The following is a 24459-nucleotide window of genomic DNA, read 5'->3' as shown; positions in this document are numbered from 1 at the left end:
GCTCAGCTCACAGCGCGGCACTCGCGTCGTCGATGCCGTCAGCGCTCGAGGTATCCGTCTTCACATACTGGGCCGCGGCTTCGCGGTGGCCTTGGGCATTCGTTGCAAAATGCTCGCCGAAACGGGCGCTGTCGGCCTCCCAGGCCGTGAGCATCTGCGGCAACGCGGCGGCCGACAAGCCCGACCCGAGTTTCGCCTGGCTCGCCCGCGAATGCGCAGTCTGATGAGCTGCCAGGAAATCGCTTGCGTGCCCGTCGAGCTGGTCGGCTGTCAAGTGCAGCTCTGTCGGATCGACCTTCAACGGGTCTCTCGGACTCGACAACGCAGATCCCCTCGCCAGCAAACTCCTTGACCTTGCAAGCGTACCGCGACGTTAGACCCCCGAATGACACCAAAAAGCTCAGCGCAGGACGCGGTAGCGGAGGTGTGCGACGCCGGGAGCCTCGAGCACGCGAACCAGCTCCATCTTCGGCACGCCGGGCTCGAAGCCGTCGAACAAGCGCTCACCGGAGCCGAGGATCACCGAGGACACTTGCAGGTCGATGTCGTCGACTAAGCCCGCCTTGATCGCTTGGCGACCGCACGATGCGCCGCCGGCGATCGAGATGTCCTTTCCGCCGGCCGCCGCCTCAGCCTGGGCGTAGGCGGATTCGATGCCGTCGGTGACGAAGTGGAACGTGGTCCCGCCCGCCATCTCGATCGGGTCGTGCGCGTAGTGGGTGAGCACGAAGACCGGGCAGTGATACGGCGGGGTGTCGCCCCACCAGCCCCGCCAATCCGAGTCACCCCATTCGCCGCGGACAGGTCCGAACATGTTGCGCCCCATGATCGTTGCGCCCATGCCGTCGAGCATGTCGGACATCACCTGCTGGTTGACCGGGTGATCCCTGTTGGGGCCGATATGCCAGTCGTGCACAGCAAGTCCGCCCACCCCTAGCGGGTTGTCTTCGCTCTGATCGGGCCCGGCGACGTAGCCGTCGGCCGAGATCGACATCGAGAGGTTGGTGCGCGCCATGTGAAGTTCCGTTCCGTCGGGTTGCCGTTGCTTCAATACGACCACCGCGCCGGCCGAAACTCATCGTCGTCAGGCGTCTGGCTGCGAGACGTCCCCGCGCCACGCCCCAGTTTCCGTCGGCCGGTCTTCGATGAACTTTTTGAAACGCTGCAGATCGCCATTGACGCGAGTCTTGAGGATGCCCAGCTTGTCTGCGACGTTCTCGACGAAACCGTCGGGATCAACATCCATCTGCGTGGTGACACGGGTCTTGTTGGCGTCGAGTCGGTGGAAGGTCACCACTCCTGCGTGGTCAGGGCCGCTATCGGATCTCCAGGCCACCCGCTCGTCGGGATGCTGCTCGGTGACTGTGGCATCGAATTCGCGGGTCACGGGACCCACTTTGACGACCCAGTGCAAATGGGTGTCATCGCGCTGCTCGATGCGCTCGACACCTTCCATGAATTCCGGAAACGACTCGAACTGGGTCCACTGGTTGTAGACCATTTCGATGGGGGGATCCACGTCCACTGACGCGATGGTTGTGCTCATAAGGGACTCCTCTCAGATACGGGGCTTGGGGGTGAAAACTTGTCGACTCACCCCAGTGCGTCGCGCATTTCGGCCAGTGTGCGCGCGAGAATGCGCGACACATGCATCTGCGACACCCCTAGCTGCTCGGCGATCTGGCTCTGTGTCATCGACTCAAAGAATCGCATTCTCAGCACAGCGCGCTGGCGGTCATCAAGGCGAGCAATCAACGCGCGCACCACTTCTCGGTTCAGTATGAGCTCGTAATCAGGCTCCGCTTCGCCGATCGAGGCGCCGAGCGTTTCAGTTCTACCCTCACGGGTGGTCAGCGGGGCGTCCAAAGACGTGGGGCGGTAGCAGTCCCGTGCGATCAGCGCCTGCACTACCTCCTCCCGGTCGACACCGAGTTCGGCGGCTAATTCAGTTGCGACGGGCGCCCGCCCGAGTTGGTGAGTAAGCGTTGAGATGGTCGACGACATAGCGACGTTCATGTCCTTGAGGCGGCGTGGCACCCGCACCGCCCAGCCCCGGTCGCGGAAATGTCGACGCAGCTCGCCCGTGATGGTGGGTATCGCAAAAGACGCGAAGTGCGCGCCATTTTCGACGTCGAAGCGATCCACGGCCGCCACTAGGCCGATACGGGCCACCTGCACCAGGTCATCGGACTCCATGCCGCGGTTGTTGAACCGTCGCGCGATGTGTTCGGCCAACGGGAGGCATCGAACCACGATGGCCTCGCGCTGGTGCTTCCAGGCAGTTGAGCCCGGCGGCAGAGTCGCCAACCGTCGAAACTTTTCGACTACGTCGTCGTATTCGCCGACGTCGTGCCGTCGGGATACAGGTGCAGGCCGTGGCGTGGTGGTTCGTGTGCTGGGCGCGACGTCGGCCGTATCGAGGAGCGTCATGACAATCCTTAATCCGACAGCGCAGGCCGGAACAGTGACGCCTCGTCATCCGCGGATTGATCAACAAAGCTGAAGCGGAAATTTGCGACGCCACAACGGGCTCAGGCTGTTGGATCAACCGAGATGGTTCTGCACGGGTACCCGTGAAAGGCCGTCACCTAAACCACACGTTTGTCAGCGTGTGCATCGGTCATGCATCGATGGCTACGCTTGGCGTCAGCGCAGCTGATAGACAGTCGACGAAAGGCGCCATGGCCCGATATCTCCTAGCCGCAAGCCCCTTGGCCGGTCATGTCATGCCGATGCTGCGCATCGCCGCGGATCTGCACGACCGCGGCCACCACGTAACCATGCTCACCGCCGCGCGCTACCACGATTCGATCAGCAGCTCTGGCGCTCACGCGATCGATCTGCCACTCGCCGGGCAGCCGTCTGCGCAGCGCGGTAGGAGCGTTGGCAGGGCATGGCTGCCCTCGCTGATGAACCGGTTGTTGGCCGGACGCACCGAAATGCGCTCGGTTTTCATCGAACCCATGGCAGCGCAATACCAAGCGCTGCTCGGCGCAGTGGACACAGCAGAGGTCGACGCGGTGTTGTGCGACGTCGCGTTCACCGGTGCCGTGCCGTTGATCTCGAGCGACCTGCGGCGTCCGCCTGTCCTCGTGTGCGGCGTGGGGCCGCTGACCTTGTCCAGTGCCGATACCCCGCCGTTCGGCATGGCCTGGCAGCCACGCCCAAACACGGACTACGGCGGGATGCACTGGTTCGTGCAACGCGTACTGTTCGCCGACATTCAAGCCGAATTCAACCGCTGCGTAAGCGAACTCGGGTCGTCACCCTCGCCGGTGTTTCTCACAGACTGGCCGATGCTCGCCGATCGGCTGCTGCAGCTGACCATTCCCGCGCTTGAATTCCCGCGTAGCGATTTGCCACCCTCCGTGGTCTTCACCGGGCCTGTCCTCCCTCGTGCACAGACGACCGAGTCCACGCACGCTTGGCTCACCGATGCCCGCGCCGCCGCGACGGTGGTGCACGTGACACAGGGCACCTGGAACAACGACGATCCCGCTGACCTGATTCGGCCCACGCTTGACGCGCTCGGGCATCGAAGCGACTTGCTGCTCGTAGTGACGACCGGCCAGCCGGGGCGCACGACGGTGCCCGGCAGGATCCCGTCGAACACCTACATCACTGACTATCTGCCCTACAGCGAGCTGCTGCCGTACGTCGACGTGATGATCACCAACGGCGGCTACGGCGGGGTGCATGAGGCGCTGTCCCATGGCATCCCGCTGATCATCGCGGGGGAGGGCGCCGACAAGCCCGAGGTCGCTGTGCGCGTGCGCGCTGCCGGAGCGGCCATAACCCTTGACGCCAAACGTCTTTCGCCGTCGCACATCACCGCGGCCGTCGACGACATCCTGTCGAACGAGCGCTATCGCGCCGCCGCGCGCACGCTGTCCGCCAACATCGCCGAAACGAATGCCTTCGACACGATCGCCGAGATCCTCGCGGGCCTCACCCCGGAACCCCAGCCAGTTCGGTTGAGGCTGGAGCAATGAATTCATCGGCGGCGAACCGCGATCGCCGCACCCACCACGACCACCGCGGCGACGCCTGCCGTCACCGACAACGCCGTGCTGTCGCGCCCTGCGGCGCCGATCGCGATCGCCACCAGCGCCCATAACGCACCGGCCACGTATCCGGCGGAGCCGCGCAACATCGCCGTCATCCCCACCGCGAACACCGAGCCAGCCGCCAACACGACGAACTGCCACCACGGCACCGACGCAGATACGCCCGAATTGATCAGCGCCGCAGCGACGTTCGCGAACACCGCGATGCTGCTCCAACCCAGATACAGACCGAACGTCACCGTCGCCAACACCACCAGCCACCGTGGACACGTCATGTCGTGCGGCCGTCGAACCAGCAGTCGCATGATATGGATCAACGCCGACACCATCACCGCGAAGACCACGACGCTGACCCACAGCCAGTCCTGCGCGGCCACCACGAGCCACACGCTGAATCCGACGAACACCACGCCGGCGTCGATGAGCAGGCTCGTCTCCCACCACGCGCCCAGGCCATAGCGCAGGACCGCCACTGCCGTCGCCGCACTCAGCGCAGTGATCAAACCCCACAGCCCGAACGCGTACCCGGCCGGCGTGATCAGCGCCTCGTTCGTGGCGCCCGACTCGAGGAAATTACCGGCGATCGCTTCGGCGACGAACGGCGCGGCCAACTGGCTCAGCGCCAGCACCGCAGCGATCCATCGCCACCTCACCACTGCTCTCGGCTCGATGTTCGTTGCGTTGGCCAACTCGTCTCCCTTCGGACCCATGATCTACAGGGATTCGGAGCGGCGACGCCGTTGGATGGGCATGAAAATGCCCGCCTGTGAGCGACAGTCGCTCACAGGCGGGCATCGGGCGGTTAGGTGCTGATACCGACCACTTCTTGAGCGATATCAGCAAGCCTTGTTTGGGCAGCCGACACGACGCGCGCACGATTCTTGTGCGCCTCCTCGTAGGCCACGATCGCGCGGATGTCGCTCGGATCGGTGAGCTCCTTGACCTCCGCGATCGCGTCGGCGACCGTCAGTTCGTCGTAGTCCGCGATCGGCAACTCCGCGGCGTCGAGCACGCCGCCGGCCGCACGTGCGGAGTGCAGCGCGTCGGCGGCCTTGCCTGCGCCTTCGCCACGGACGACCTCTTCGGCACGCTGGAGCGCCGCATCGCGCGAAGCACCCAGTGCCTTGAGCGTCACTTCGCTCGCCCGCTGGGCGCGGCGCCGCAGCTCCTCGACCGCAGGCCCCGTCGAACGCAGCGCTTCGACCGCCCGGTCGACCGACTGCGCCGACCACGTCGCCGGCAGGTTGAACAGCTTGATCGCGGTGCCCGCCGTGGCCTGCAGCGGTGTGCGCCGCAGCGCGGCGGGGCCACCGAGCGCGTCCTCGGCCAGCACCGTCGTCAGCCAATTGACCGTGGCCGAATGCGCGGTGATCAGCCGGTCCGCGAGCTCTTGCACGTCGGTGTGCTTACCGGCTACCGCCAGCGCCTTGATGTATCGGGCACGATCGAGCAGCTGGTCTTCCAGCGCGAGGTCGCCGAGCAGTGCTTCGTCGAACGGCTGCGCCTGCTCGGTCAGCGCCTTGACCGCAGCCGCGGCGCGGCCGAGGAACGGGCCGATCGTGTCGGGAAAACCGCCCAGGTCCCTGATCGCCTTCTGAATGGCCTCGGCGCGGATGCGGCCATTGTTCGCATTCTGTGACAGCTCGTTGCGCACCGCCTCGGTGCGGGCCTGCGCGACGCGTGTTTCCGCGACCTGGATCTCGGTGTGGGTGAGATCAAGCATGGTGCGCAGCTGCGCGAGCAGCCTGGTGTCGGTGTCTGTTGCAGACATGGTGGATAAGCCCCCTCAAGTGGTGTGTTTGCTTGTGCTTTCCGCACTCACCCATGCGGCTACCCATTACGCGGGTAGGAGCTAACGCGAAACGCGCTGTGACATGGACCACGCCCGCAATGCGTTGGCCGCCAATACTGCGGCACACCTAGGCCGGCGGTGACTACGGGTTGCCGAGGCGGATATGGATCCCGTGACTGGCGAGCTGGTCGAAGGTGTAGATGAAGTCCCCGCGGTGGCTCACGGAAACGACGTATCGGTCCTGGCCCTCCGTGATGGGGAAGGTGAACAGGAACGTGCAGGTCGTTTCGTCGCCCTTGCCCTCACCTAGTGATGTTGAGGTCAGGATCTCGCCTTTGCCGTTACGGACGACGACCTGCGTGGCGGGGGTGATATCGGAGTAGCCGTTGACTCCGTGGCATGCCCCATTGTCTGCTGCGATCGAACTGACAACCGCATCTGGTCCACCACCTGTCAGCACGAATGCCCCTGTCACAGTGGCATTTTCGAGAATACGGAAGCCGGTGGCGAACCGCGGACAGAAAATATCGACGGCGATCTTGTCGGCGGCCTGACCCTGCTGCGGCCCGCCGTCGTCGAGTTGTCGGCAGACCTGCTTGCCGTGCGCAACCGCGTTGGCATCGGAGTTGAACTGGCCAGCCAGCCCGGCATCGTGCAACGTGGACAGGTAGACGTCCTCCGGCGGCGACGAATGACGGCGTTCGGGAACGTGCAGCGCCCAAAACACCAGGGCCGCCGTGACGATCACGACGGCCGCCGCGCCGGTGCCCAGCCAGGTTGACCGGATACTGGTCCTGCCGCGCGCGGGCACATCGACGTAGTCGGGCAGCATGGCGCCACCGTCGGGGTCGTCGGCCTGGGCCCTGCCGTTGCGGACCCGCCTGGTGGGACGTCCAGCGATGTAGTACCGGCCTTCATGCCGTGCTGTCGGGTCGGGACGCCATCCGGTCAGGGTGACGTCTTTGCCTGCGGCGCCGCACTTTTCACAGACTCCGCTGCTGTCCACAGCTGTACCGCAATATGGACACGCAGTCACGGCAGTACCCCAGCCTCTGCCCGGTAGTCGGGCGACTGGAGCGAATCTGCCTTGGTGTCGCGGCGGAGCATCACCGCCATTGTGGCCCGTTCGGGACCTAGATTTCGAGACTCAACGTGAGCCGACGGGTGCGGTCGACCGCACACCTGTCGTCCGGAAGCGACTCCGATACATGCTGGGGGAGACGCCGAGCGCGCGGCGGAAAGTGCGTCGCATCGTGTCCGCCGAGCCGAAGCCAGCCCGCCGCGCAACCGCTTCCTGGCTGTTGTCTCCGGTGGCGAGCAGCACCTTGGCCGCCTCCAGTCGCGCCCGCTCGACAAACCGTGCCGGCGTCATCCCGACCTGGACCCGGAACATGCGCACGAGATGTCGCTCGCTCACGGCCGCGCGATCGGCCATGGTCGCGATGGAATGGTCAGCGCTGGGATCGGCGACAACGGAGTCCAGGATCTCGCGCAGTCCCCTCGAAACCGGCAGCGCCGCCTCGGTCCAGACACTGAACTGCGCCTGACCGCCCGGGCGCTGGAGGAACACCACCATCCACCGCGCCACCCGCCTGGCCACGTCCGGGCCGTAGTCGCTTTCCACCAGCGCAAGCCCGAGGTCGATGCCCGCGCTGATGCCCGCACCGGTGATGAACCGCCCGTCCTGAACGAACAGCGAATCAGGGTCCACCGACACGAGGGGATACGCGCGCGCCAACTCCTGACAATGCGCCCAATGCGTCGTCGCGCGGCGCCCGTCGAGCAACCCGAGCGCGGCGAGCACGAACGCGCCCGTGCACACCGACGCCACCCTGCGCGCCCGCGGCGCCAGTTCGCACACCATCTGCAACGCAGACTCGACGACGTCGGGCGTCTGCTCCTCTGGGATGTCGTGCTCACCGGGCGTGAAGTTGAAGTCGGCGGGCACACCGCCCGGCACGATCAGCGTGTCGATCCGGTCGGGCACCTCGGCGAGAGACGTGTCGACGTTGAGCGTGACGTACGACGTCGTCTGGACGGCTTCACCTGTCAGTGATGCCAAGATCACGTCGTACCGCGCGCCAAAGTCGTTGGCACGGGCGAAGATTTCCAACGGCGCGGCCACGTCCTGCAGCGTCACCTTGTCGTACAACGCGAAGACGACAGTCTTGTGTGCCTTCCCCGGCCGCTGCGGGCTGTTCTCGTCGGGCACCGTCACACCCCCATCTAAAGGTGCACACAAGCTAACGGCCATGTGTTACGACGACGTTGCCGACGGCACGTCCGGATTTGCGCGAATCGTGTCCGGTCCTGACGGCCTGAGAATTCCAAGCGTAACACCGGCGAAACCTGCTGAGCTGAAGCTCCTTTCATGGATTCTCGGACAGCCTCGACGCTGAGCATCGGCGTCCTAGGCGGACTGGCGGTCGCACTGACCGCAGAAGTCATCACGGTGCCCATCTGGGTGGTGTTCTTGGCGTGGGCGTCGTTCTTCTTCGTCGGCGGCGGGACCGCCGGCTGGATTCGCTCCGTGTCGTCGAACCTCGTCGGCGTGGTCATCGCGTCGGCGAGCCTCTACGCCGCCTACCTGATGGGCGGCAGCCTGCTGGTCACCGCGATCGCGGTGGGCGTTGGCAGTGCGGTGATGGTGCAGGCGTCGTGGGTGCCGCTGTTGTCGACCACGCCTGCCGTCGTCGTCGGATTCGCCTCCACCGTGTCGACGGTGGCAGGCACCCGCAACGACATCACCGTCACCACCATCTCCCACCCCGGCCTCGTCGCCGCCGTCGCGTGCGTGCTCGGGGCGTCCTTCGGACTGCTTCAGGAGTATTTGGCCACCGCGATGACGAAGAAAACGGCCGATGACCGCGTTAGGCCAACCGGGACCGCGCCAACGGAAGGAAGTCCTGCCTGATGAAACTGCAGCACTATCTCGGCGGCCTGGAAGGCCTGCCCGAACCGCTGACGATGGAAAAGCGTGTCTTCGTTGAGGAGTGGGAGAAACGCATCTTCGGCATCCACGTCGCGATGATGGGGTTGTCGAACCATCTCGGCTCCGCACTGCCTGCCTATCCGATCGACGAGGTGCCGACGGCCTTCAAGGACGAATGGACATGGGCCGACCTGCGTACCGGCGCCGAGGCGATGAATCCGTTCGACTACTTCAAGTACCGCTACTACGAGAAGTGGCTGGGCGGCATCACGCAGTTCTTCATCGACAAGGGATACGTGACCGAAGAGGAACTCACCGCACGCGCCGCCGAACTCCCGTCAGCACCAGACGTTTCGGGGGAGGCCGCGGTCGACGACCAGGTGATCGCCTATCTGCGTGAGGGTGACAGCCCACGCCGCGACGTCGCTCATCCGAAGTTTGCCGTCGGGTCAACCGTGCGCATCACCAATGTGCCTGCCGACGCGCACAGCCGGTTGCCGGGCTATCTGCGCGGACGCACCGGCACGGTGGAGCGCGTCTTCGAGGGTGACTACGCCTACTTCTGCCACACCGGAGACGGCATCGGCGACCCGATGCCGATCTACATCGTCGAATTCGAGCCGTCAGAAATCTGGGGTCCGCGCGCGGAGGACGGCCCACTGATGCTGTACGCCGAGCTTTTCGAGGCCTATTTGGAACCGATCGAGGAGGAGTCATGACCGGCCAGTTCGCTTACCCGCCAGACCGCGAGGAAGCCAGCGCGGCGAAGGCAGCCGCGTTGGAGTCATTGCTGATCGAGAAGGGTGTCATCACACCACAGACCGTCGACAAGGTGCTCGCATATTTCGAGACCGAGATGACACCGCTCAACGGCAAGAAGATCGTCGTAAAGGCCTGGACCGACCCGGAATTCGCGGAGAAGATCATCACCGACACGCCCGCAGCGATCGCCGAAATGGACTTTCCCGACGGCATGGCCGGCGCCGAAGGCGAGCACCTGCAGGCGGTCGCCAACACCGCAGGCGTGCACAACCTGGTGATCTGCACACTGTGCTCGTGCTTCCCCTGGCCAGTGCTCGGACTGCCGCCGTACTGGTACAAGGACCCGACGTTCCGGTCGCGCGCGGCCCGCGAGCCCCGCAAGGTGCTCGCCGAAGTCGGTGTGGACCTGCCCGCCGACACCGAGATCAAGGTGTGGGACTCCAGCGGACACTCGCGTTGGTTCGTGATTCCCGAAAGGCCTTTGGGCACCGAAGATTTCACCGACGAGATGCTGATGGATCTGGTGACGACCGAATCGATGATCGGCGTCGCGCTGGCGGGACAGCAGTCATGAAGCTGCACGAGACCTGCACCACCGACCAGGCCGCCCCGCAGTTCGATCACGAATGGCAGCGCAGGGCGTTCGGGTTGGCGCTCGCACTGTCCGAGTTCCGCCACTACCCCTGGAGTGAATTCCAGGAAACGCTGATCGCGACGATCGGGGAGTGGGAGAGCACCCCGGAATCCGAACGCGGGCAATGGGAGTACTACGACCACTGGGTCGCGACGCTCGAGAAGCTCATCGACCGCCACGAACTGCTGACCGCGCCGGTGCTGACCGACGCCAGCGACCATGCGCTGCCCGTCGCACACGACCACGACCACTGAGGATTTCCGATGAACAACGCAAACCCCGCTTTTGCCGTCCCCCGGGTCAACCTGCGGGCGGCGGCTGCAGTGCTCGCCACCCCGGCTCGATTGACCGTCATCACTATGCTCGCGCTGATCGCGTACTACTTCGTGGGATACGACCAAGGTGCGGTGTCGGTGTTCGGCTCGGACACCCACATCCACGAGTTCCTGCATGATGCGCGGCACCTGCTCGGATTCCCATGTCACTAAACGCTGTTCGCTTTCTGGTGCCCGGCGCGGTGGCCGGCATGGTGTCATACGCGTTCAGCCGCGTGATGATCGAACCGCTGATCGGCGCCGCGGTGGACTACGAGGGTGCTCGCGAGCACGCCGAGTCACAACTTGCCGGGGGCGATCATGACCACGGTCATGAGGTGTTCACCCGTGCGGTGCAAGAGAACGTCGGCGCTGCGGTCGGTGTCGTGGTCTTCGGCGTCGTCATGGGTGTGCTGTTCGCGGTGGCCTACAACGCGATTCGAACCGTGTTGGAACGACGGGGCATCACGCCGGATTCGACCGGTCTGGCGTTGGCGCTATCCGCGGGCATGTTTGTGGTGATTGTGTTAGTGCCGAGCCTGAAGTATCCGGCGAATCCGCCGACGGTGGGGCTGGAAGACACGATCGGAGCGCGTAGTTCGTCGTTCCTGGCGATGACGGTGGTCTCCGTCGTGGGTGCATGCGTCGCGGTGGCTGCTGGGCTGGCTTGGTCGCGTCGGTGGGGTGTCTGGCGGGCCACTGGTGTTGCGGCCGGCGGCTACGTGGCGGTGATGCTGTGCGCGATGGCGCTGCTGCCCAGCTTCCACGAAGTCCCCGGCCCGCTGAGCGGACCTGACGGCCTGGTGTTGGCCGGCTTTCCGGCCGAGGTGCTGGCCGAGTTCCGGCTGTATTCGTTTGTGAACCAGGCCTTGCTGTGGATGGTGATCGGCGTGACTTGGGCTTGCCTCGCAGCTGTGCCGCGGATGTCGGCCAAGGACCTTGTCGGTATGCGCAAGCAGTAGAGGTAACCAGGACAGCACCGCAGCGTGTCAACATTTGATGACGCCGCCAGTACGGCAGTGGTTCTGCGGACAGCTCGAATCGGGGCTGCTGCGACCCGGGAGCGATATGGCCGCGAGTCCTCGTCGGCCGGGGCGTCCACCTCATCAATATCCGCGACTCCGCAGGCGAGAGCATCAGAGAGGAGTGAAGGTGGCGCCTGCGGCGCTTATCCTCGCTACCAACGCGTCAACAGCGTCAGGGTCGCACGCCAGTATTGATTGAAACGCGATTGGCCGGCGGCCACGGGCGCCGAAGTCTGCGGTCTCTTGATGCCATCTCTCATGCGCATCTGTAAGGACTATAAGCAAGGATTGAAACCCACGGTCGGACTCCGAGAGGAGATGCTCCGCCGAATCAAAGATGATCAAGTAGCTCAGCCCTGGTAGCCAGTTGAGGCCGGTTATGCAGTCCCACAATGCATTCCAGTTCTCGCCGAAGTAATAGGGAAACTGCAACGCAGCAGCCACTTCGTCGAAAAAGCGTGCTTCGTCAAAGGATTTGGTGCCTCGTACACGAAGAATGGTCCACTCTGGGTGTGCAGGTGTCCATGCCATGAGGTGGTCTGCCACCGTCGATGGGGTGGCGCCCATGACCGAGAGAGCTGGGCCGTCAGGATCAAACAACTCCTCAGCCATCCGACGCCTCCCCGCCTCTGATCACTGCTGTTCCTGGTATGGACAACAAGACGTCGCTAAGGGCATTCGCGACCTTCGTAGAGGCGAGCATAGGCGTCGCGCGCCCGAGCCCTCAGCTCTTCGCCGCTGATGCCACCCGTGCGCTCTCTGAGGGCGGGATCGCTGACGTAGTCGTCGACGTCGGCAAAGAGTTCGTCCAGGATGTCGAACTGCTCGCCGATCACTTGGTTCGGGTCATCTTTGAACCGAGCTAGGTAGTCCGTCTCAAACCTGACGGCCGAGATATCCCCAATTACAAAGCGGCGGATCAATTCCCGATAATTCTCGAGCATTCGGGACACGCTGGCTTCATCTGCGGGCATCATCCACCTCCGAGCTTCCCTTGGTTCGGCGGTGCCGGCGGCTCGGGAATGATCGCAATCGGCCGCTGATGCGGCATCGGCTGCAGCACCGGCATCTGCAGTGGACCCGACGACGATGTGACCGGCGGCGCGTCAGAGTTATCGACACGGTGGATGGCGGCGGCTCCCGGTCGATCTGCCAGTTCGAACACCACAGCTGCTGACTTGATAACAGCGCCGCCATACTCTCGGACCCGAGCCGCGTTTTCCAGTAGTTCAATCAGCGCGGTCTCATGCGCGTTCAGCGTCCTCGCTGCGCCAAGCGATGTGGAGTCAGAACCTGGTGGCGCGCAGTTCGACGGCTTGAACGGATGCCCCAGCGACTGTAGCCGCCCACCGTCGGCATTCAGCGCATCGATGTCGACCTCGAGAACCGGCCCCGTCATATCGTCGGACTCCTCCGAAATCGACTCAGCACCGAGGAATCACGATATCGCTCTCGGCGGGTGTCTCAGCGCACCAATGCTCGCGCCCAGGCATCCGATGTGAGATCGGGCTGATCACCGGGCGTGGCCGGGCGCGGTGACGGCTTCGTGCAGTCGCCCCATTCGCCCTGGCGGCGGATACGATGGGTGAAGCGACTGATCTCGACGTTGCAAAGCGCGGCGTCCATCGACGGTACGTCAATGACTTGGTGCCGAGTCACGGTGCGATGGACGAGAGGGACTGAAGTGAGACGAGAGGTCGCGGCTGAACTAGAGATCGAAATCACATCGCCGACGACATTGGAGTTCCAGATTGCGGTCGCACCGCATCCCAACGCCTCGGTTTCGGAGACCCTGTCGTTCAACTTGAACGGCTCGAACGTGGAGCCGCTGGAGGTAAGCGGTGTACACGGCAACCGCATCCACAAACTCGAAGTGCCAGTCGGCAGCCTGAGCGTCCACTACGCCGCAGCGATCGTCGGCCGAGCCGAACCGGCGCCCGTCACCGCGTACGACCTGTCGATGTATCTGCGCCCCAGCCGCTACGCGGAGGCCGACAAGTTCTTCGGTTTCGCCGCAACAGAATTCGGCAACTACGCCGACTCGACGACATTGCTGGAAAAGGTGTCCTCGTGGGTCGGCACCCGACTCAACTACGTACCCGGATCCAGCGACCCGATCGACGGCGCGGTCGACACCCTGCTTGCCGGCGCCGGAGTCTGCCGCGACTACGCACATTTGGTTGTCGCGTTGTTGCGGGCCGTGAAAATGCCCGCCCGAGTCGTCTCGGTGTACGCGCCGGGACTGTCACCGATGGATTTCCATGCGGTGGCCGAGGCATTCGTGGACGGGCAATGGCGGGTGGTCGACGGGACCTTGCTGGCTCCTCGTCAGTCGTTGGTGCGCATCGCCACTGGGCGTGACGCCGCGGACATCGCGTTCCTCGACAACCACAAGGGCGCAATCGAACTCACCAAAATGGAGGTGATGGCGATCGTCGACGGTGACCTACCGAACGACTCGATCGACCAACTGGTGTCGATCGGCTAGCAGCCGGCCAGGCTGTAGTGATTTCCTACGAAACCATCGACCCTGTACGCTGGGCGTAACGCAGGCGTCGGGATTTCGACGCCGGTACGTCGTGGATCACTTCTCACCCGTGCTCACGCACTTGGTTTTCTCGCGGCGATCGATATTGCCCACCGGCAATCTCGCCACCTTGCACTCGTTCGCGTCGAGCCTCGCCGCGCGCGGCGCAACCACCGAAAGACATCTCTCAACGTGACAACCCAACAGACCTTCGCCGACCTCGGCGTTGGCCAGCCGCTCATCGATGCACTCACCGCGCGCGGCATCCTCAACCCCTTCCCGATCCAGGAGAAGACCCTTCCCGACACCCTCGCAGGCCGAGATGTGTTGGGACGCGGCAAAACCGGAAGCGGTAAGACACTTGCCTTCTCGCTGCCGTTGATCACCCGGATCGCGGCGTTGCCACAACGGAAGCGCCCCACCGGACTCGTCCTGGCACCCACCCGTGAGCTCGCGACTCAGATCGCTGCGGCTCTCACCCCCCTCGCCGCCGCGCACGGCCTGAAGGTCACCACGATCTTCGGTGGCGTGCCGCAGAGCCGCCAGGTCAGTGCGCTGCGCGCCGGCGTCGACGTCGTCGTGGCCTGCCCGGGCCGGCTGGAAGACTTGATGAAGCAGCGCGTCATCTCCCTCGACGCGGTCGAGGTCACCGTCGTCGACGAGGCCGATCACATGGCTGACCTCGGCTTTCTTCCCGGAGTCACCCGTATCCTGGCCGCCACCCCCGCAAGCGGACAGCGACTGCTGTTCTCCGCGACCCTGGACAACGGCGTGGACAAGCTGGTGAAGCGCTTCTTGCGCAACCCGGTCACCCACTCCGTCGACGAGGCGCACTCGCCCGTCCAGGAGATGGCCCACCACGTCTTTCACGTCGCCGACACCAAGGCCAAGACGGAACTGGTTCGCCACCTTGCCTCTGGCACCGGGCGCCGGATTCTGTTCATGCGCACCAAACATCAGGCGCGCAAGCTCGCCCGTCAGCTCACCGAATCCGGTGTGCCCTCAGTTGACTTGCACGGCAACCTCTCTCAACCCGCCCGGGACCGTAACCTCGCGGCGTTCAGCGCAGGCACCGCCCGCGTATTGGTCGCCACCGACATCGCCGCGCGTGGTGTGCACGTCGACGCCGTCGAACTGGTTGTGCACGTTGACCCTCCGGTGGAGCACAAGGCTTATCTGCACCGCTCCGGCCGCACCGCCCGCGCAGGCAACGCTGGTGACGTCGTCACCGTGGTGCTGCCCGAGCAACGCCGCGAGCTGCAGCACGTCATGCGCAAAGCGGGCATCAGCGTTCGCCCGCAAGAGGTTTCAGCGCACTCGGAACCCGTCAAGGCGCTCGTCGGGGAAATCGCCCCATATCAGGCTCCGAAGGCCCTGCAGCCCGCCAACGCCGCACCGCACGCGCAAGGATCGCAGCGACGTGCGCCTGCCGGTGGGCGCCCCAGGCGTCGCCGCAGCACCAGGCGAGCGGCCTGATCGCACGCGGCTCAGAGGCTGCTCACCGGCTGAACCGGCGTCGCCTGGTCGGCGCCGGATTTCGACCGCCCGCATTCCGCCTGCGCCGCACGAACGATCTCGTCGGCCGCGCGGTAAGCGGCGGACTCCATGTGGCTCGCGAACACCGGTAGGCAGGCGGCCCGGCGCAGCACCATCACGGCCAGCGCCGTGCTGGTCGCACAGGGCACCACCAGCAGGTTCGCTCGGGCCAGGCTGCCGGTAACCGTCATGACGCGTTGACGGCGAGTCTTCCAGCCGGGTAGCACATCAGCCCCCCGACGAGTCAAGGAGTCGAGGTCGAGCACCCCGTCGATCGCCGACCAATTGACGCCGATGTCGACGACATCGCCCAGTCGATCGCGAACCGCGTCCATCAGTCCGGGTAGCTCGCGTGCCACCGATGGACTGTGCGGCCACCATGCCCCGTTGACCTCGTTGTCGATCAGCACGGTCGCCAACGTGACCCGGGTGGGTTTGGCCAACCGTCTGGGATCTGGGCGGCTCATGGACGAATAACCGAAATCAGTTGTTTCGCAGCGGTTTTGAAATTCAACGCGTGATCCACGGACTTGTCCTTCGCTTCGAAGCCGATCGAGACGAATACAGCGACGCGACCGGCATGCAAATCGGATCGCACGTCGATCTGGTTCGGCCCCACGGGGGCAGGATCACGTTGACAAACGAAACGGTTCATCATTGACGATACACCCGGCGACATGTGACGCGACCCGGCGAGCAAACGCTGCAAAGTGCTATCTGCGGGGCGCGAAACCCGTTGCGTCCAAACGTCGAAAACCGGCCATAAACAACGCCTGAAGTGGGCGAAAGGGGCCGTCCGTGTTAGCGTTGTCGAGGATGCTCAGGTGCATCCGTTCAAGAATGAAAGTAGTTGAAAAGTATGGCACAGGGAACTGTGAAGTGGTTCAACGGTGACAAGGGCTTCGGCTTCATCACCCCAGACGGCGGCACCGAAGACGTGTTCGTTCATTACTCGGCAATCCAGGGCGGCGGATTCAGGTCGCTCGAGGAGAACCAGCGCGTGCAGTTCGACATCGAACAGGGCAACAAAGGCCCTCAGGCGGTCGGAGTGACGGCGCTCTAACGAGTCCGGTCTAACTGTGGGCTGGTGGGATTACTCCCGCCAGCCCACATCTCATTTCGGTGGCCAGACTCAGCGCCGCTTGTTCAGATCCGTGATCGACTCCGTCGCCGCGAGTTTGGCTGCGGACTTCGCGTTCTTGTCCGCCCGTTTCTCCTTCAAAGACTTTCCGGACTTCTTGGACATCGCTTGCCGCGGAGACTTGTCAGACACTGCTGGCCCCTTGTTTTATGGGGGCCTGGTTGGTCCCGATTCTTTCGACCATACGCCACAAAACATGCGATTCCTGTCTCACCGCGGCGGGCCTCGGGTGTACCGTAAAACCCGTTGGAAACCCAGCCACTCCGGGCTGTGTCAGCCGTCCTGACCGCTGATCGCGCCGAGCAACCGCTCATGCCGGACACGCAGGTACCGGAATGTCGGGATCACGTTGAACGCTCCAACCATCGTCGAATCGGCGAGTCCTGCTGCACCGCAACGACTTTCCCGCACCGCACGGTTCGCGATTCTCAGCACCCAAACGTCACCCCCCTGCGGGGCTGCGAAATTCAGCGCCGGATTGTCCGCTGCGTTGCGTGCTCACGGATCGGACACAGACGTCATTTGGGTGCCCGACGGTGAACTTTCGTCAGGGCAGCAAGAGATCGGTTCGTGCCGCAGCCAGCTAGACCAGGCTGACGTCGCGGTCATCCAATACGGGAACGCCGTCGACTGCATCGACGGCGAAAGCGTGATAGACGTTCTTCGTGGGCTGCGTGTTCCGTCGATCGTCATCGCCCACGCTGTTCCCAAAAAGCCAACTGCACAACAGCGCTCGGTCTTCGAAGCGATCGCGGCCACCGCGAGCCACCTGGTGGTCACGTCCGAGGCGGCATGCCGGCACCTGTGTCTGACCTATCAGGTCGACCGCCGGAGAGTCGCGATGATTCCGCTGGGTGCGACCGTCCCCGAGGCGCCTCGGGTGAAGGTGCCCAGCAGGCCGATCATCTTGACGTGCGCGCTGATGGGCCCGGGAAAAGGCATCGAAAAAGTCATCGACGCGATGCCCCTGTTGAAGGATTTGCCGGGGCGGCCCCGATACGTGGTCGCCGGTCCCACCCATCCGCGAGTCATGGCCGCCGAGGGCGAGGCGTATCGGAGCGCACGAATCGAACAAGCCCGGCGCCTCGACGTGGCGGATTCGGTGAAATTCGACCCCGGTTACTACTCGGGGCCGATGCTGACGGCGTTGATTCAGCAGGCAGCTGTCATCGCGCTGCCCTTCGACTCCGACGAGCATGTGAGTTGCGGCGTGCTCGTCGATGCGATCGCGAACGGCAGACCTGTTGTCGCATCCGAATTTCCGCATGCCGTCGAGCTTCTCAACAGTGGGGCCGGCATCATCGTTGACCCCGACGACTCCGAGGCGCTGGCGGCGGCGCTGCGTACGGTCATCCGGCAGCCCCGCCTTGCCGGCACCATGGCCGCCGAGGCGCGCAACCGCGCAGCGGAGTTGACATGGCCGGTGGTGGCCGCCGCCTACGTCCGACTGGCCCACAGCCTTCTGGCCGAATGGCGCTCGCGAGCATGAATTAGATGGCCATCCACGACGAGCTCCTCGCCGCGGTCGACGGCACGCGTGGGGTAGACGCCGCTGATCGGCTCTGTGAGGCGTGTGTGACCCTCTTCGATGTTGACGCCGCGGCGATCTCGCTGGTGTTCGACGGGGCCAACAGCGGCACGCTGGGCTCCAGCGGCGAACCCGCGCGAATGTACGACGAACTCCAGTTCATCCTCGGCGAGGGCCCCTGCTTGGACTCCGTCGCCCGCCGCTCACCGGTCGCCGTCGTCGACCTCGCCGACCCCGACGAAGAGCGCTGGCCGGTGTACGGCCCTGCCATGCTGGACCTCAAGGTGCACGGCGTCTATGCGATGCCCGTCCTGGTCGCAGGCGAATACATCGGCGCACTCGACCTGTTTCGCACCGAGCCCAAGCGTCTGGAGGACCACCACTTCGCCGGAGCCATCGCCGCCGCCGAGCTGGCCAGCATCCCACTACTCGATCTTCTCGACACCGACATGCAGGCCGCGTTCGACGACCCCGACAGCAATGCCTGGGCCGACCTCCACACCCTTTCGCGCGCCGAGGTCAGCCAGGCCACCGGCATGCTGGTTGCTCAGCTCGGGGTCGAACCCGCCGAGGCCCTGGTGCGGCTGCGTGCCCACGCCTATGCGACCGGCCGCAGCGCCACTGATGTGGCCCGCGACATCCTCGACCGTCGGTTGAGGCTCGGGGAGGAGGATTGAATGCAGGTCCGCAAACCGCCACCGCTGCACGACGACATTGGAGGGCATCGTGACTGAACCCGCCCGCGAAACCAGCGCACTCGACGCGGTGGTCTCCCTCGTCGAAACCGTGCTCGAGGACTTCGACACCGTCGAGCTTCTCACCGAATTCAGCGAGCGCTGCGTGGAGCTGCTCGACGTCGCCGCCGCCGGCTTCCTGCTCGCCGACCCGCTCGACCAGCTGCATCTGCTGGCCGCTACCACCGAACGGGCTCGTGAATTGGAACTGTTCCAGTTGCAGGCCGACGAGGGCCCGTGCATCGATTGCTATTCCACCGGAAAGCCGGTCTCGGTCGCGGACCTGACGGCGGCCGAGGAGCGCTGGCCCCGGTTCGTACCGGCAGCGCTGCAGGCAGGGTTCGCGTCCGTACACGCTGTGCCGATGCGCGCGGCGGGCCTCGTCCTCGGTGCGCTCGGACTGTTCGGCAGCGGCCCCGGCGAACTCGACGACGCCGACCGCCTCGTAGCGCAGACCCTCGCCCACGTAGCGAGTGTCGCGCTGCTGCGCGAGCACGCACCGACCCCGTCGACGGTCATCCCGCAGTTACGCGCCGCGCTGGCCGGCCGGGTGCTGATCGAGCAGGCCAAGGGATTCCTGCGCGAAGCCCTCGATGTGTCGGTGGAGGACGCGTTCGCGGTGCTGCGGGCCTACGCCAGGGCCAACAATGAACACCTCACGGTTGTGGCCCGCCGATTGATGACCGACCGCCATGCGCGGCCGGTGCTGGTCGCGGCGATCGCTGAATTCGCAACGTCCCCAAGGGCTTAAGGGCGTCGGCGGGCTTGCGCGCGCCGCACCGCCTCGTCAACCAGCCGCTGGGCCACGAGGTGCAGCTTGATGTTCTGCGCCTGACTCAGCCGCATCAATCGGCTGAACGCCTCTTCCGCGCCGGCGCCCGACCGGCTCCGAATTATCCCGATCGCCTGATCGATCACGGCGCGGTTGTCCAGCGCACGCTGCAGCTGATTGGTGCGCTCCCGGGCACTGTCGAGCAGCTGCGCGTTGTACACCGATACCGCAGCCGGTCCGGCGAACTGAGTGCCCAACTGCACCGCGTGCTCTCCGAACGCGTCGCGGCGGTAGGCGTAGGCATTGATGGCGCCGATCACCTCGTAGTCCACGATGAGTGGCAGTGCCAGTGCGGAATGCACGCCCATCCTGGCCACTCGGCCACCAAGATGAGGCCAGCGGCTGTCACTTCCCAGCGACCCGCTCACGGTGGCCCGCCGCGAAGACATGCATGTCAGACAAGGACCCTCCTGGACGTCGAGATATTGCGCCTTGTCGATGTCTTCGACGAACTCCCCAGTGACTGCCCATGTTTCGATCGAATCGGCCCCGGTGTCGACGAGTGTGACGCCGGCACCGTTGACGCCGGGAATCGCCTGCTGCGCGAACTCCGCCACATCACCGAGCACCGCGATCAGGCTGCGGGCGCCTGCGACGATGCCGGCCACACCGGTGAGCGCGGCATGCAGGTCGTCCTCGTCGGCTTCGCGTTGGGCGGCAGACAGATCCGGCTCCGGTGCCGATACCCGACCGGGCTGCGCGTCGTAATCAGCCATCCTGCGTTGGAACTTACTCGCCGGGCAAGGCCATGTCAGTTGACGAGTGACAATGCGTGCGCGCGTCGCAGCTTGCCCGACGGAGTCTTCGGGATCATGCCGGGCGCGAGCACGACGACGTTTCGCGGCCGCACGTCGACCTCGGCGAAAACTTCGTGCGCTACCTGGCGTTCCACCCGGCGAATCTGTTCATGATCATCGAATTCCTTGCACTCCACCGCGACCGCGAAGGTCTCCCTCGACAGCCCGGCATCCAGCCGCACCGCGACCGCACATCCCGGGCGCACCCCGAATACGCGGCCCGCCGCACGTTCGATGTCGGTGGGGTAGATGTTGCGGCCCGCCATGATGATGACGTCCTTGAGGCGTCCGCACACCACCACATCGCCGGTTTCGGTCAGGTAGCCGAGGTCGCCGGTGTCGTACCAGCCCCGCGCGTCCTGCGCCTCGATGAACCCGGCCACCGTGGTGTATCCGCGGGTCACAGGCTCGCCGCGCACCTCGATGACGCCGACTGCGCGCGGTCCCAGCACCGCGCCGTCCTCATCGATGACGCGTAGCTCCATGCCTTTCAGCGGCTGGCCCAGGGTGACCAGTCGCCGGGTGTTTCCGCGTGTCGCGGGGACCGCGCGATGCAGGACGGACAGCAGATCGGCGTCCACCTCGTCGACCTTCATGCCGCCGCCACATTCGGAGAACGACACGGCCACCGTCGTCTCGGCCATGCCGTAGGCGGGGATGATCGCCTCAGGGCGCAGCCCGAATGGGGCGCCCGCCTCGCAAAGATCCTCGACGTCGACGGGGTCCACCTGCTCCGCCCCCGACAGCGCCCACCGCAGCGACGACAAGTCGTACTCCCCGGGCTTGGCCTGCTTGCGCAACCGGTTCGCGAACAGGTTGTAGGCGAAGTTCGGAGCAGCGGTCATGGTGCCGCGGTACTTGTCAATCAGCTTGGCCCACAACAACGTATCCCGCAGAAAGTCCATTGGCGTGATCTTGACGAGCTCGGCGCCGATGTACATCGGCACCGTGAGGTAGCCCGTCATGCCCATGTCATGGAAGCACGGCAGCCAGCTCACGATCACGTCGGTGTCGAGGTCGAAGTCGCAGCCTTCCATCATCGCCTCGGCATTGGCGACGATGTTGGCGTGCGTGATCTGGACGGCCTTCGGCGAACCCGTTGAGCCCGATGTCAGCTGCATCAACGCGATGTCGTCGTCGTAGCTCTTGACGGGTCCAACAGGGGCGTTCGCGAGCAGTGCCTCGATGGTCAGCACCGTCATGCCGAGTTCGGCCAGCACCGGCGCCGCGGCCATGAACGGATCGGAAACGATGACGGCTTTCGCTGAAATCATGTTGATGACGGCCGTCGTCTCGTCTGCCCACCGCACCAGATCGGTGCGGGGCGTCGGCTGATGCAGCATCGTCGCGCTGGCGCCGCGCATCCAAATCCCTTGGGCGGTAGGCGCTATCTCGACAGGCGCGCCCGCCAGCACCGCGATGGCATCACCGTGCCCGATGCCGGCGGCGGCCAGTCCGCCCGCGATTCGCGCGGCGCGCTGGTGAACTTCGGCCCAGCTCTGCCGAAGCGGTTCATGCGGCTCTCCGGTAATGAAGCTCCGCATGCTCCATTTCGCATTGGTGAACATTGTCTCGGTGAATTGGCTCACGAAAGTCCTTTAGACATAGACGTTTTGACGCCTGTGGAGGTTGTTCGAGTCATCCAGCGAGCTGGGGACGCTGCGCGTGGCGATGATGCGCGAGCCGCTGGGGTTCGACCGTCGTGCAGCCCTGCCAAGGGGCCGACGATGAGTGCGGAGGTGCGGGTCTCCTCTGTGTACACCCCAGATGGTCACCTCGCCCCGGATGAAGCGTGGTGCCTTACGTTGCAGACAGACAGACTGTACAGACCCGGCAGCGGGGCAACGCACACGCGCGCCGAGATCCGCCCAAGTCGTTATAAACGACGAACAAGCAGACACGGGACCCCCCTGCGTCATGCGCAACCGTGAAGATCGGCTGACGTCGGGGCTCAGGCGCCCTTTTCCGGCGGGGAGGTCAGATCGCCGCCGTGACGTTTCCGCGAGGCTGGAGAGTCAACCCGCTTGGACCGTACCGCCTAGACCGCCCTCAGGTCGACATTTCTGGCCTGTCGAGATCTGCCGTACCCCTTTGTGATGACGTCGTTATGTCCTTGCTTGCGACCGCGGCGAGCCCGAAAGAGCCTTGAGGTGCTGTTTGCCGGGTTTACCCCTCCGCCGCCACCAACGATCCCAGCTTCACGTCGGGGTTGTCGCGTTGGAAACCTTCCAGCCGCCAACGGGTGGAGAACAGCACAAGCATCACCCCGTCAGTGCGTGTCAGGACCTCGGAGGACACCTGCTTGGCCATGAATTCGGCGTCGGCGGGGTCGAGGATCCGCGCGACTTGGTAGGGCAGTGACTCCAGCGATATCGGGGCGCTGAGCTCGGTGGCCATCCGGTGAGTAGCCACTTCGAACTGCATCGGACCGACGGCTGCGAGTACCGGAGCCTGGTCGCCGCGGCGGTCTGAGCGGAGCACCTGAACGACGCCCTCCTGCTCGAGCTGTTCGATCCCGCGGCGAAACTGCTTGTGCTTACTGGGATCGGTGCCGCGGGCCACCGCGAAATGCTCGGGGGAGAAGCTCGGTATCGGCGGATATTGCACCGGGACGTCGCGATACAGCGTGTCGCCCGGGCGCAGGGTGGCGGCGTTGGCCAGTCCGATCACATCTCCTGGCCAGGCCGTATCCAGCGTGGCGCGTTGCTGCCCGAACACCGATTGCGCGTACTTGGTGACGAACGGCTTGCCGGTGGCGGCGTGGGTGAGCACATCGCCGCGTTCGAAGGTGCCCGAGACCACGCGTGCATAGGCGATGCGATCGCGGTGCGCGGAGTCCATTCCGGCCTGCACCTTGAAAACGAAAGCGCTGAAAGGTGATTCGGTGCCGCGCCGTGTCCCGTCGACGTCGAGCGCACCGCTGGGTGGCGGCGCGATGTCGACGAGCACGTCGAGCAGCTGATTGACCCCGAAGTTCAACGCCGCGGACGTGAACAGCACCGGGGTGGTCGCGCCGCTCAGGAACTGCTCGCGGTCGTAGTCGGAACCGTCGGCGGACAGCAGTTCAGACTCCTCGACGGCGTTGTCCCAGTCGACTCCGGCGGCGCTATGGGCGTCGGCCGCGGCGATGTGCTCTTCGGGAGCAGCGGTGGCGCCACCTGCGGTCCGGGTGAACCGGACGTAGTTGCCACTTCGGCGGTCGAGCACGCCTTTGAAGTCGCCGGCGATGCCGACAGGCCAGGTCAGGGGAGTGGGGCGCAGCCCGATGCGGGCCTGGATCTCGTCCATCAGCTCCAGGGCGTGGCGGCCGGGCCGGTCCCACTTGTTGATCACCGTGATGATCGGGATCCGTCGGTGCTTGCACACCTGAAACAGCTTCAGCGTCTGCGGCTCAAGGCCTTTCGCGGCGTCGATCAGCATCACCGCGGAGTCGACGGCCGTGAGCACCCGGTAGGTGTCCTCGGAGAAGTCGGCGTGGCCCGGGGTGTCGAGCAGGTTGATCACGCAGGTGCGGTACGGGAACTGCAACGCCGTCGAGGTGATCGAGATGCCCCTGGCCTTCTCCATCTCCATCCAGTCCGACACCGTCGAGCGGCGGCCCGCTTTACCGTGCACCGCGCCGGCCTCGGTGATGGCCCGGGCGTGCAGCGCCAGCGCCTCGGTCAACGTGGATTTGCCGGCGTCGGGATGGCTGATCACGGCGAAGGTACGGCGGCGGGCCGCCTCAGCCCCGATACGGCCAGCTGAAACGGTGTCGGGGGTCGCGGGAGCGACCAGGGCATTGTCGGTCATAGCACCAGCGATGGTATTGGCCCGCGAGGTCAAACCAGTAATCGAC

Annotated in this window: 30 protein-coding genes and 1 pseudogene; 13 read left to right on the top strand and 18 right to left on the bottom strand. The window is 64.9% G+C overall.

Features of this window, described 5'->3' with window-relative positions:
- Positions 1 to 7: 7 nt before the first annotated feature.
- From GGC64_RS10440 to GGC64_RS10425, 4 genes are all read right to left on the bottom strand, one after another.
- Positions 8 to 322, bottom strand: a complete 315-nt coding sequence (locus GGC64_RS10440; protein ID WP_192722279.1) for a type VII secretion target — start codon at positions 320 to 322, stop codon at positions 8 to 10.
- A gap of 78 nt (positions 323 to 400) precedes the next feature.
- Positions 401 to 1015 (bottom strand): dihydrofolate reductase family protein, encoded by a 615-nt coding sequence (locus tag GGC64_RS10435; RefSeq protein WP_192722278.1) that lies wholly within the window; start codon positions 1013 to 1015, stop codon positions 401 to 403.
- A 69-nt stretch (positions 1016 to 1084) separates the two neighbouring features.
- Complete coding sequence (locus GGC64_RS10430) at positions 1085 to 1546, bottom strand: SRPBCC family protein (protein WP_192722277.1); 462 nt, start codon at positions 1544 to 1546, stop codon at positions 1085 to 1087.
- A 47-nt stretch (positions 1547 to 1593) separates the two neighbouring features.
- Entirely contained in the window at positions 1594 to 2430 is an 837-nt protein-coding gene (locus GGC64_RS10425; RefSeq protein ID WP_192722276.1) for a SigB/SigF/SigG family RNA polymerase sigma factor, read from the bottom strand.
- Between the two features lie 251 nt (positions 2431 to 2681).
- Between GGC64_RS10425 and GGC64_RS10420 the strand changes: the two genes are divergently transcribed.
- Complete coding sequence (locus GGC64_RS10420) at positions 2682 to 3992, top strand: glycosyltransferase (RefSeq protein WP_192722275.1); 1311 nt, start codon at positions 2682 to 2684, stop codon at positions 3990 to 3992.
- A 2-nt stretch (positions 3993 to 3994) separates the two neighbouring features.
- Here GGC64_RS10420 and GGC64_RS10415 read toward each other — a convergent pair whose 3' ends face one another.
- The 4 genes from GGC64_RS10415 to GGC64_RS10400 all read right to left on the bottom strand — a co-directional run bounded on the left by GGC64_RS10415 (position 3995) and on the right by GGC64_RS10400 (position 8077).
- Positions 3995 to 4777 carry a hypothetical protein gene (locus GGC64_RS10415; RefSeq protein ID WP_225951241.1) on the bottom strand — a complete coding sequence of 261 codons (783 nt, stop codon included), beginning with the start codon at positions 4775 to 4777 and terminating at the stop codon, positions 3995 to 3997.
- Positions 4778 to 4869: 92 nt separating this feature from the next.
- A complete protein-coding gene (locus GGC64_RS10410; protein WP_192722274.1) occupies positions 4870 to 5838 on the bottom strand; it encodes a ferritin-like domain-containing protein in 969 nt (322 codons plus the stop codon).
- 163 nt (positions 5839 to 6001) lie between these two features.
- Positions 6002 to 6865, bottom strand: coding sequence for a DUF732 domain-containing protein (locus tag GGC64_RS10405; protein WP_192722273.1), 864 nt, complete (start codon positions 6863 to 6865; stop codon positions 6002 to 6004).
- A 141-nt stretch (positions 6866 to 7006) separates the two neighbouring features.
- Complete coding sequence (locus GGC64_RS10400; protein ID WP_192722272.1) at positions 7007 to 8077, bottom strand: GlxA family transcriptional regulator; 1071 nt, start codon at positions 8075 to 8077, stop codon at positions 7007 to 7009.
- A gap of 153 nt (positions 8078 to 8230) precedes the next feature.
- Here GGC64_RS10400 and GGC64_RS10395 point away from each other — a divergent pair, with 153 nt between their 5' ends.
- From GGC64_RS10395 to GGC64_RS10370, 6 genes are read left to right on the top strand one after another with little or no spacing between them, the layout of a single operon-like run.
- Positions 8231 to 8773, top strand: a complete 543-nt coding sequence (locus GGC64_RS10395; RefSeq protein WP_192722271.1) for a DUF1097 domain-containing protein — start codon at positions 8231 to 8233, stop codon at positions 8771 to 8773.
- Positions 8773 to 9510 carry a nitrile hydratase subunit beta gene (gene nthB / locus GGC64_RS10390; RefSeq protein ID WP_192722270.1) on the top strand — a complete coding sequence of 246 codons (738 nt, stop codon included), beginning with the start codon at positions 8773 to 8775 and terminating at the stop codon, positions 9508 to 9510. The genes GGC64_RS10395 and nthB overlap by 1 nt, the downstream gene beginning before the upstream one ends.
- On the top strand, positions 9507 to 10127 hold the full coding sequence (nthA, locus tag GGC64_RS10385) for a nitrile hydratase subunit alpha (protein WP_192722269.1): 621 nt from the start codon (positions 9507 to 9509) through the stop codon (positions 10125 to 10127). The genes nthB and nthA overlap by 4 nt, the downstream gene beginning before the upstream one ends.
- On the top strand, positions 10124 to 10441 hold the full coding sequence (locus GGC64_RS10380) for a nitrile hydratase accessory protein (protein ID WP_192722268.1): 318 nt from the start codon (positions 10124 to 10126) through the stop codon (positions 10439 to 10441). Before nthA ends, GGC64_RS10380 begins: the two co-directional genes overlap by 4 nt.
- A gap of 9 nt (positions 10442 to 10450) precedes the next feature.
- A complete protein-coding gene (locus tag GGC64_RS10375; protein ID WP_192722267.1) occupies positions 10451 to 10675 on the top strand; it encodes a CbtB-domain containing protein in 225 nt (74 codons plus the stop codon).
- Positions 10666 to 11463 carry a CbtA family protein gene (locus GGC64_RS10370; protein WP_192722266.1) on the top strand — a complete coding sequence of 266 codons (798 nt, stop codon included), beginning with the start codon at positions 10666 to 10668 and terminating at the stop codon, positions 11461 to 11463. Before GGC64_RS10375 ends, GGC64_RS10370 begins: the two co-directional genes overlap by 10 nt.
- Before the next feature lie 174 nt (positions 11464 to 11637).
- Here the strand turns inward: GGC64_RS10370 and GGC64_RS10365 are convergent, their stop codons facing one another.
- Genes GGC64_RS10365 through GGC64_RS10355 form a run of 3 tightly spaced genes read right to left on the bottom strand, consistent with a single transcriptional unit; the run spans position 11638 to position 12925 of the window.
- The gene (locus tag GGC64_RS10365; RefSeq protein ID WP_192722265.1) at positions 11638 to 12138 is read right to left on the bottom strand and encodes a barstar family protein; all 501 of its coding nucleotides are present in this window, start codon (positions 12136 to 12138) and stop codon (positions 11638 to 11640) included.
- A 56-nt stretch (positions 12139 to 12194) separates the two neighbouring features.
- Entirely contained in the window at positions 12195 to 12500 is a 306-nt protein-coding gene (locus GGC64_RS10360; protein ID WP_192722264.1) for a colicin immunity domain-containing protein, read from the bottom strand.
- Positions 12500 to 12925, bottom strand: coding sequence for a hypothetical protein (locus GGC64_RS10355; protein ID WP_192722263.1), 426 nt, complete (start codon positions 12923 to 12925; stop codon positions 12500 to 12502). The genes GGC64_RS10360 and GGC64_RS10355 overlap by 1 nt, the downstream gene beginning before the upstream one ends.
- Before the next feature lie 285 nt (positions 12926 to 13210).
- Between GGC64_RS10355 and GGC64_RS10350 the strand changes: the two genes are divergently transcribed.
- Entirely contained in the window at positions 13211 to 14014 is an 804-nt protein-coding gene (locus GGC64_RS10350) for a transglutaminase family protein (protein WP_192722262.1), read from the top strand.
- A 231-nt stretch (positions 14015 to 14245) separates the two neighbouring features.
- Positions 14246 to 15653, top strand: a pseudogene (locus GGC64_RS10345) (DEAD/DEAH box helicase); the annotation flags it as partial.
- On the opposite strand, the gene GGC64_RS10340 reads toward GGC64_RS10345, so the two are convergent.
- Together GGC64_RS10340 and GGC64_RS10335 are read right to left on the bottom strand one after the other, a co-directional pair.
- Complete coding sequence (locus GGC64_RS10340) at positions 15541 to 16056, bottom strand: DUF5994 family protein (protein WP_192722260.1); 516 nt, start codon at positions 16054 to 16056, stop codon at positions 15541 to 15543. The pseudogene GGC64_RS10345 and the gene GGC64_RS10340 sit on opposite strands and share 113 nt — an antisense overlap.
- A complete protein-coding gene (locus GGC64_RS10335) occupies positions 16053 to 16208 on the bottom strand; it encodes a hypothetical protein (protein ID WP_192722259.1) in 156 nt (51 codons plus the stop codon). Before GGC64_RS10335 ends, GGC64_RS10340 begins: the two co-directional genes overlap by 4 nt.
- Before the next feature lie 240 nt (positions 16209 to 16448).
- On the opposite strand from GGC64_RS10335, the gene GGC64_RS10330 reads away from it, so the two are divergent.
- Positions 16449 to 16652, top strand: a complete 204-nt coding sequence (locus tag GGC64_RS10330; RefSeq protein ID WP_192722258.1) for a cold-shock protein — start codon at positions 16449 to 16451, stop codon at positions 16650 to 16652.
- Positions 16653 to 16721: 69 nt separating this feature from the next.
- Here GGC64_RS10330 and GGC64_RS10325 read toward each other — a convergent pair whose 3' ends face one another.
- Complete coding sequence (locus GGC64_RS10325) at positions 16722 to 16862, bottom strand: hypothetical protein (protein WP_192722257.1); 141 nt, start codon at positions 16860 to 16862, stop codon at positions 16722 to 16724.
- A 141-nt stretch (positions 16863 to 17003) separates the two neighbouring features.
- Positions 17004 to 17165, bottom strand: a complete 162-nt coding sequence (locus GGC64_RS10320) for a hypothetical protein (protein WP_192722500.1) — start codon at positions 17163 to 17165, stop codon at positions 17004 to 17006.
- On the opposite strand from GGC64_RS10320, the gene GGC64_RS10315 reads away from it, so the two are divergent.
- Genes GGC64_RS10315 through GGC64_RS10305 form a run of 3 tightly spaced genes read left to right on the top strand, consistent with a single transcriptional unit; the run spans position 17095 to position 19743 of the window.
- Positions 17095 to 18219, top strand: a complete 1125-nt coding sequence (locus tag GGC64_RS10315; protein ID WP_192722496.1) for a glycosyltransferase — start codon at positions 17095 to 17097, stop codon at positions 18217 to 18219. The two genes, GGC64_RS10320 and GGC64_RS10315, sit on opposite strands and share 71 nt — an antisense overlap.
- Before the next feature lie 5 nt (positions 18220 to 18224).
- Complete coding sequence (locus GGC64_RS10310; RefSeq protein ID WP_192722256.1) at positions 18225 to 18935, top strand: GAF and ANTAR domain-containing protein; 711 nt, start codon at positions 18225 to 18227, stop codon at positions 18933 to 18935.
- A gap of 49 nt (positions 18936 to 18984) precedes the next feature.
- Positions 18985 to 19743 (top strand): GAF and ANTAR domain-containing protein, encoded by a 759-nt coding sequence (locus GGC64_RS10305; protein WP_192722255.1) that lies wholly within the window; start codon positions 18985 to 18987, stop codon positions 19741 to 19743.
- Here the strand turns inward: GGC64_RS10305 and GGC64_RS10300 are convergent.
- The 3 genes from GGC64_RS10300 to GGC64_RS10290 all read right to left on the bottom strand — a co-directional run bounded on the left by GGC64_RS10300 (position 19740) and on the right by GGC64_RS10290 (position 24413).
- Positions 19740 to 20540 (bottom strand): GAF and ANTAR domain-containing protein, encoded by an 801-nt coding sequence (locus GGC64_RS10300; protein WP_192722254.1) that lies wholly within the window; start codon positions 20538 to 20540, stop codon positions 19740 to 19742. The two genes, GGC64_RS10305 and GGC64_RS10300, sit on opposite strands and share 4 nt — an antisense overlap.
- 35 nt (positions 20541 to 20575) lie before the next feature.
- Positions 20576 to 22210, bottom strand: a complete 1635-nt coding sequence (locus tag GGC64_RS10295) for a fatty acyl-AMP ligase (protein WP_192722253.1) — start codon at positions 22208 to 22210, stop codon at positions 20576 to 20578.
- 577 nt (positions 22211 to 22787) lie between these two features.
- Positions 22788 to 24413, bottom strand: a complete 1626-nt coding sequence (locus GGC64_RS10290; RefSeq protein WP_192722252.1) for a peptide chain release factor 3 — start codon at positions 24411 to 24413, stop codon at positions 22788 to 22790.
- Positions 24414 to 24459 lie beyond the last annotated feature (46 nt).

Origin of the sequence: Mycobacterium sp. OAS707 (assembly GCF_014873705.1) — a bacterium.
In the GTDB taxonomy this organism is placed as follows: domain Bacteria; phylum Actinomycetota; class Actinomycetes; order Mycobacteriales; family Mycobacteriaceae; genus Mycobacterium.
This window is presented reverse-complemented; position numbering and strand designations above follow the sequence as displayed.

What these genes read in the sequence shown, in the direction of transcription:
- GGC64_RS10360 (WP_192722264.1), bottom strand. Translation starts at nt 12,500, where the DNA reads ATGCCCGCAGATGAAGCCAGCGTGTCCCGAATGCTCGAGAATTATCGG.
- GGC64_RS10365 (WP_192722265.1), bottom strand. Translation starts at nt 12,138, where the DNA reads ATGGCTGAGGAGTTGTTTGATCCTGACGGCCCAGCTCTCTCGGTCATG.
- GGC64_RS10430 (WP_192722277.1), bottom strand. Translation starts at nt 1,546, where the DNA reads ATGAGCACAACCATCGCGTCAGTGGACGTGGATCCCCCCATCGAAATG.
- GGC64_RS10340 (WP_192722260.1), bottom strand. Translation starts at nt 16,056, where the DNA reads ATGAGCCGCCCAGATCCCAGACGGTTGGCCAAACCCACCCGGGTCACG.
- GGC64_RS10415 (WP_225951241.1), bottom strand. Translation starts at nt 4,777, where the DNA reads ATGGGTCCGAAGGGAGACGAGTTGGCCAACGCAACGAACATCGAGCCG.
- GGC64_RS10355 (WP_192722263.1), bottom strand. Translation starts at nt 12,925, where the DNA reads ATGACGGGGCCGGTTCTCGAGGTCGACATCGATGCGCTGAATGCCGAC.
- nthB (WP_192722270.1), top strand. Translation starts at nt 8,773, where the DNA reads ATGAAACTGCAGCACTATCTCGGCGGCCTGGAAGGCCTGCCCGAACCG.
- nthA (WP_192722269.1), top strand. Translation starts at nt 9,507, where the DNA reads ATGACCGGCCAGTTCGCTTACCCGCCAGACCGCGAGGAAGCCAGCGCG.
- GGC64_RS10290 (WP_192722252.1), bottom strand. Translation starts at nt 24,413, where the DNA reads ATGACCGACAATGCCCTGGTCGCTCCCGCGACCCCCGACACCGTTTCA.
- GGC64_RS10435 (WP_192722278.1), bottom strand. Translation starts at nt 1,015, where the DNA reads ATGGCGCGCACCAACCTCTCGATGTCGATCTCGGCCGACGGCTACGTC.
- GGC64_RS10410 (WP_192722274.1), bottom strand. Translation starts at nt 5,838, where the DNA reads ATGTCTGCAACAGACACCGACACCAGGCTGCTCGCGCAGCTGCGCACC.
- GGC64_RS10375 (WP_192722267.1), top strand. Translation starts at nt 10,451, where the DNA reads ATGAACAACGCAAACCCCGCTTTTGCCGTCCCCCGGGTCAACCTGCGG.
- GGC64_RS10420 (WP_192722275.1), top strand. Translation starts at nt 2,682, where the DNA reads ATGGCCCGATATCTCCTAGCCGCAAGCCCCTTGGCCGGTCATGTCATG.
- GGC64_RS10300 (WP_192722254.1), bottom strand. Translation starts at nt 20,540, where the DNA reads ATGGCTGATTACGACGCGCAGCCCGGTCGGGTATCGGCACCGGAGCCG.
- GGC64_RS10380 (WP_192722268.1), top strand. Translation starts at nt 10,124, where the DNA reads ATGAAGCTGCACGAGACCTGCACCACCGACCAGGCCGCCCCGCAGTTC.
- GGC64_RS10310 (WP_192722256.1), top strand. Translation starts at nt 18,225, where the DNA reads ATGGCCATCCACGACGAGCTCCTCGCCGCGGTCGACGGCACGCGTGGG.
- GGC64_RS10370 (WP_192722266.1), top strand. Translation starts at nt 10,666, where the DNA reads ATGTCACTAAACGCTGTTCGCTTTCTGGTGCCCGGCGCGGTGGCCGGC.
- GGC64_RS10425 (WP_192722276.1), bottom strand. Translation starts at nt 2,430, where the DNA reads ATGACGCTCCTCGATACGGCCGACGTCGCGCCCAGCACACGAACCACC.
- GGC64_RS10395 (WP_192722271.1), top strand. Translation starts at nt 8,231, where the DNA reads ATGGATTCTCGGACAGCCTCGACGCTGAGCATCGGCGTCCTAGGCGGA.
- GGC64_RS10330 (WP_192722258.1), top strand. Translation starts at nt 16,449, where the DNA reads ATGGCACAGGGAACTGTGAAGTGGTTCAACGGTGACAAGGGCTTCGGC.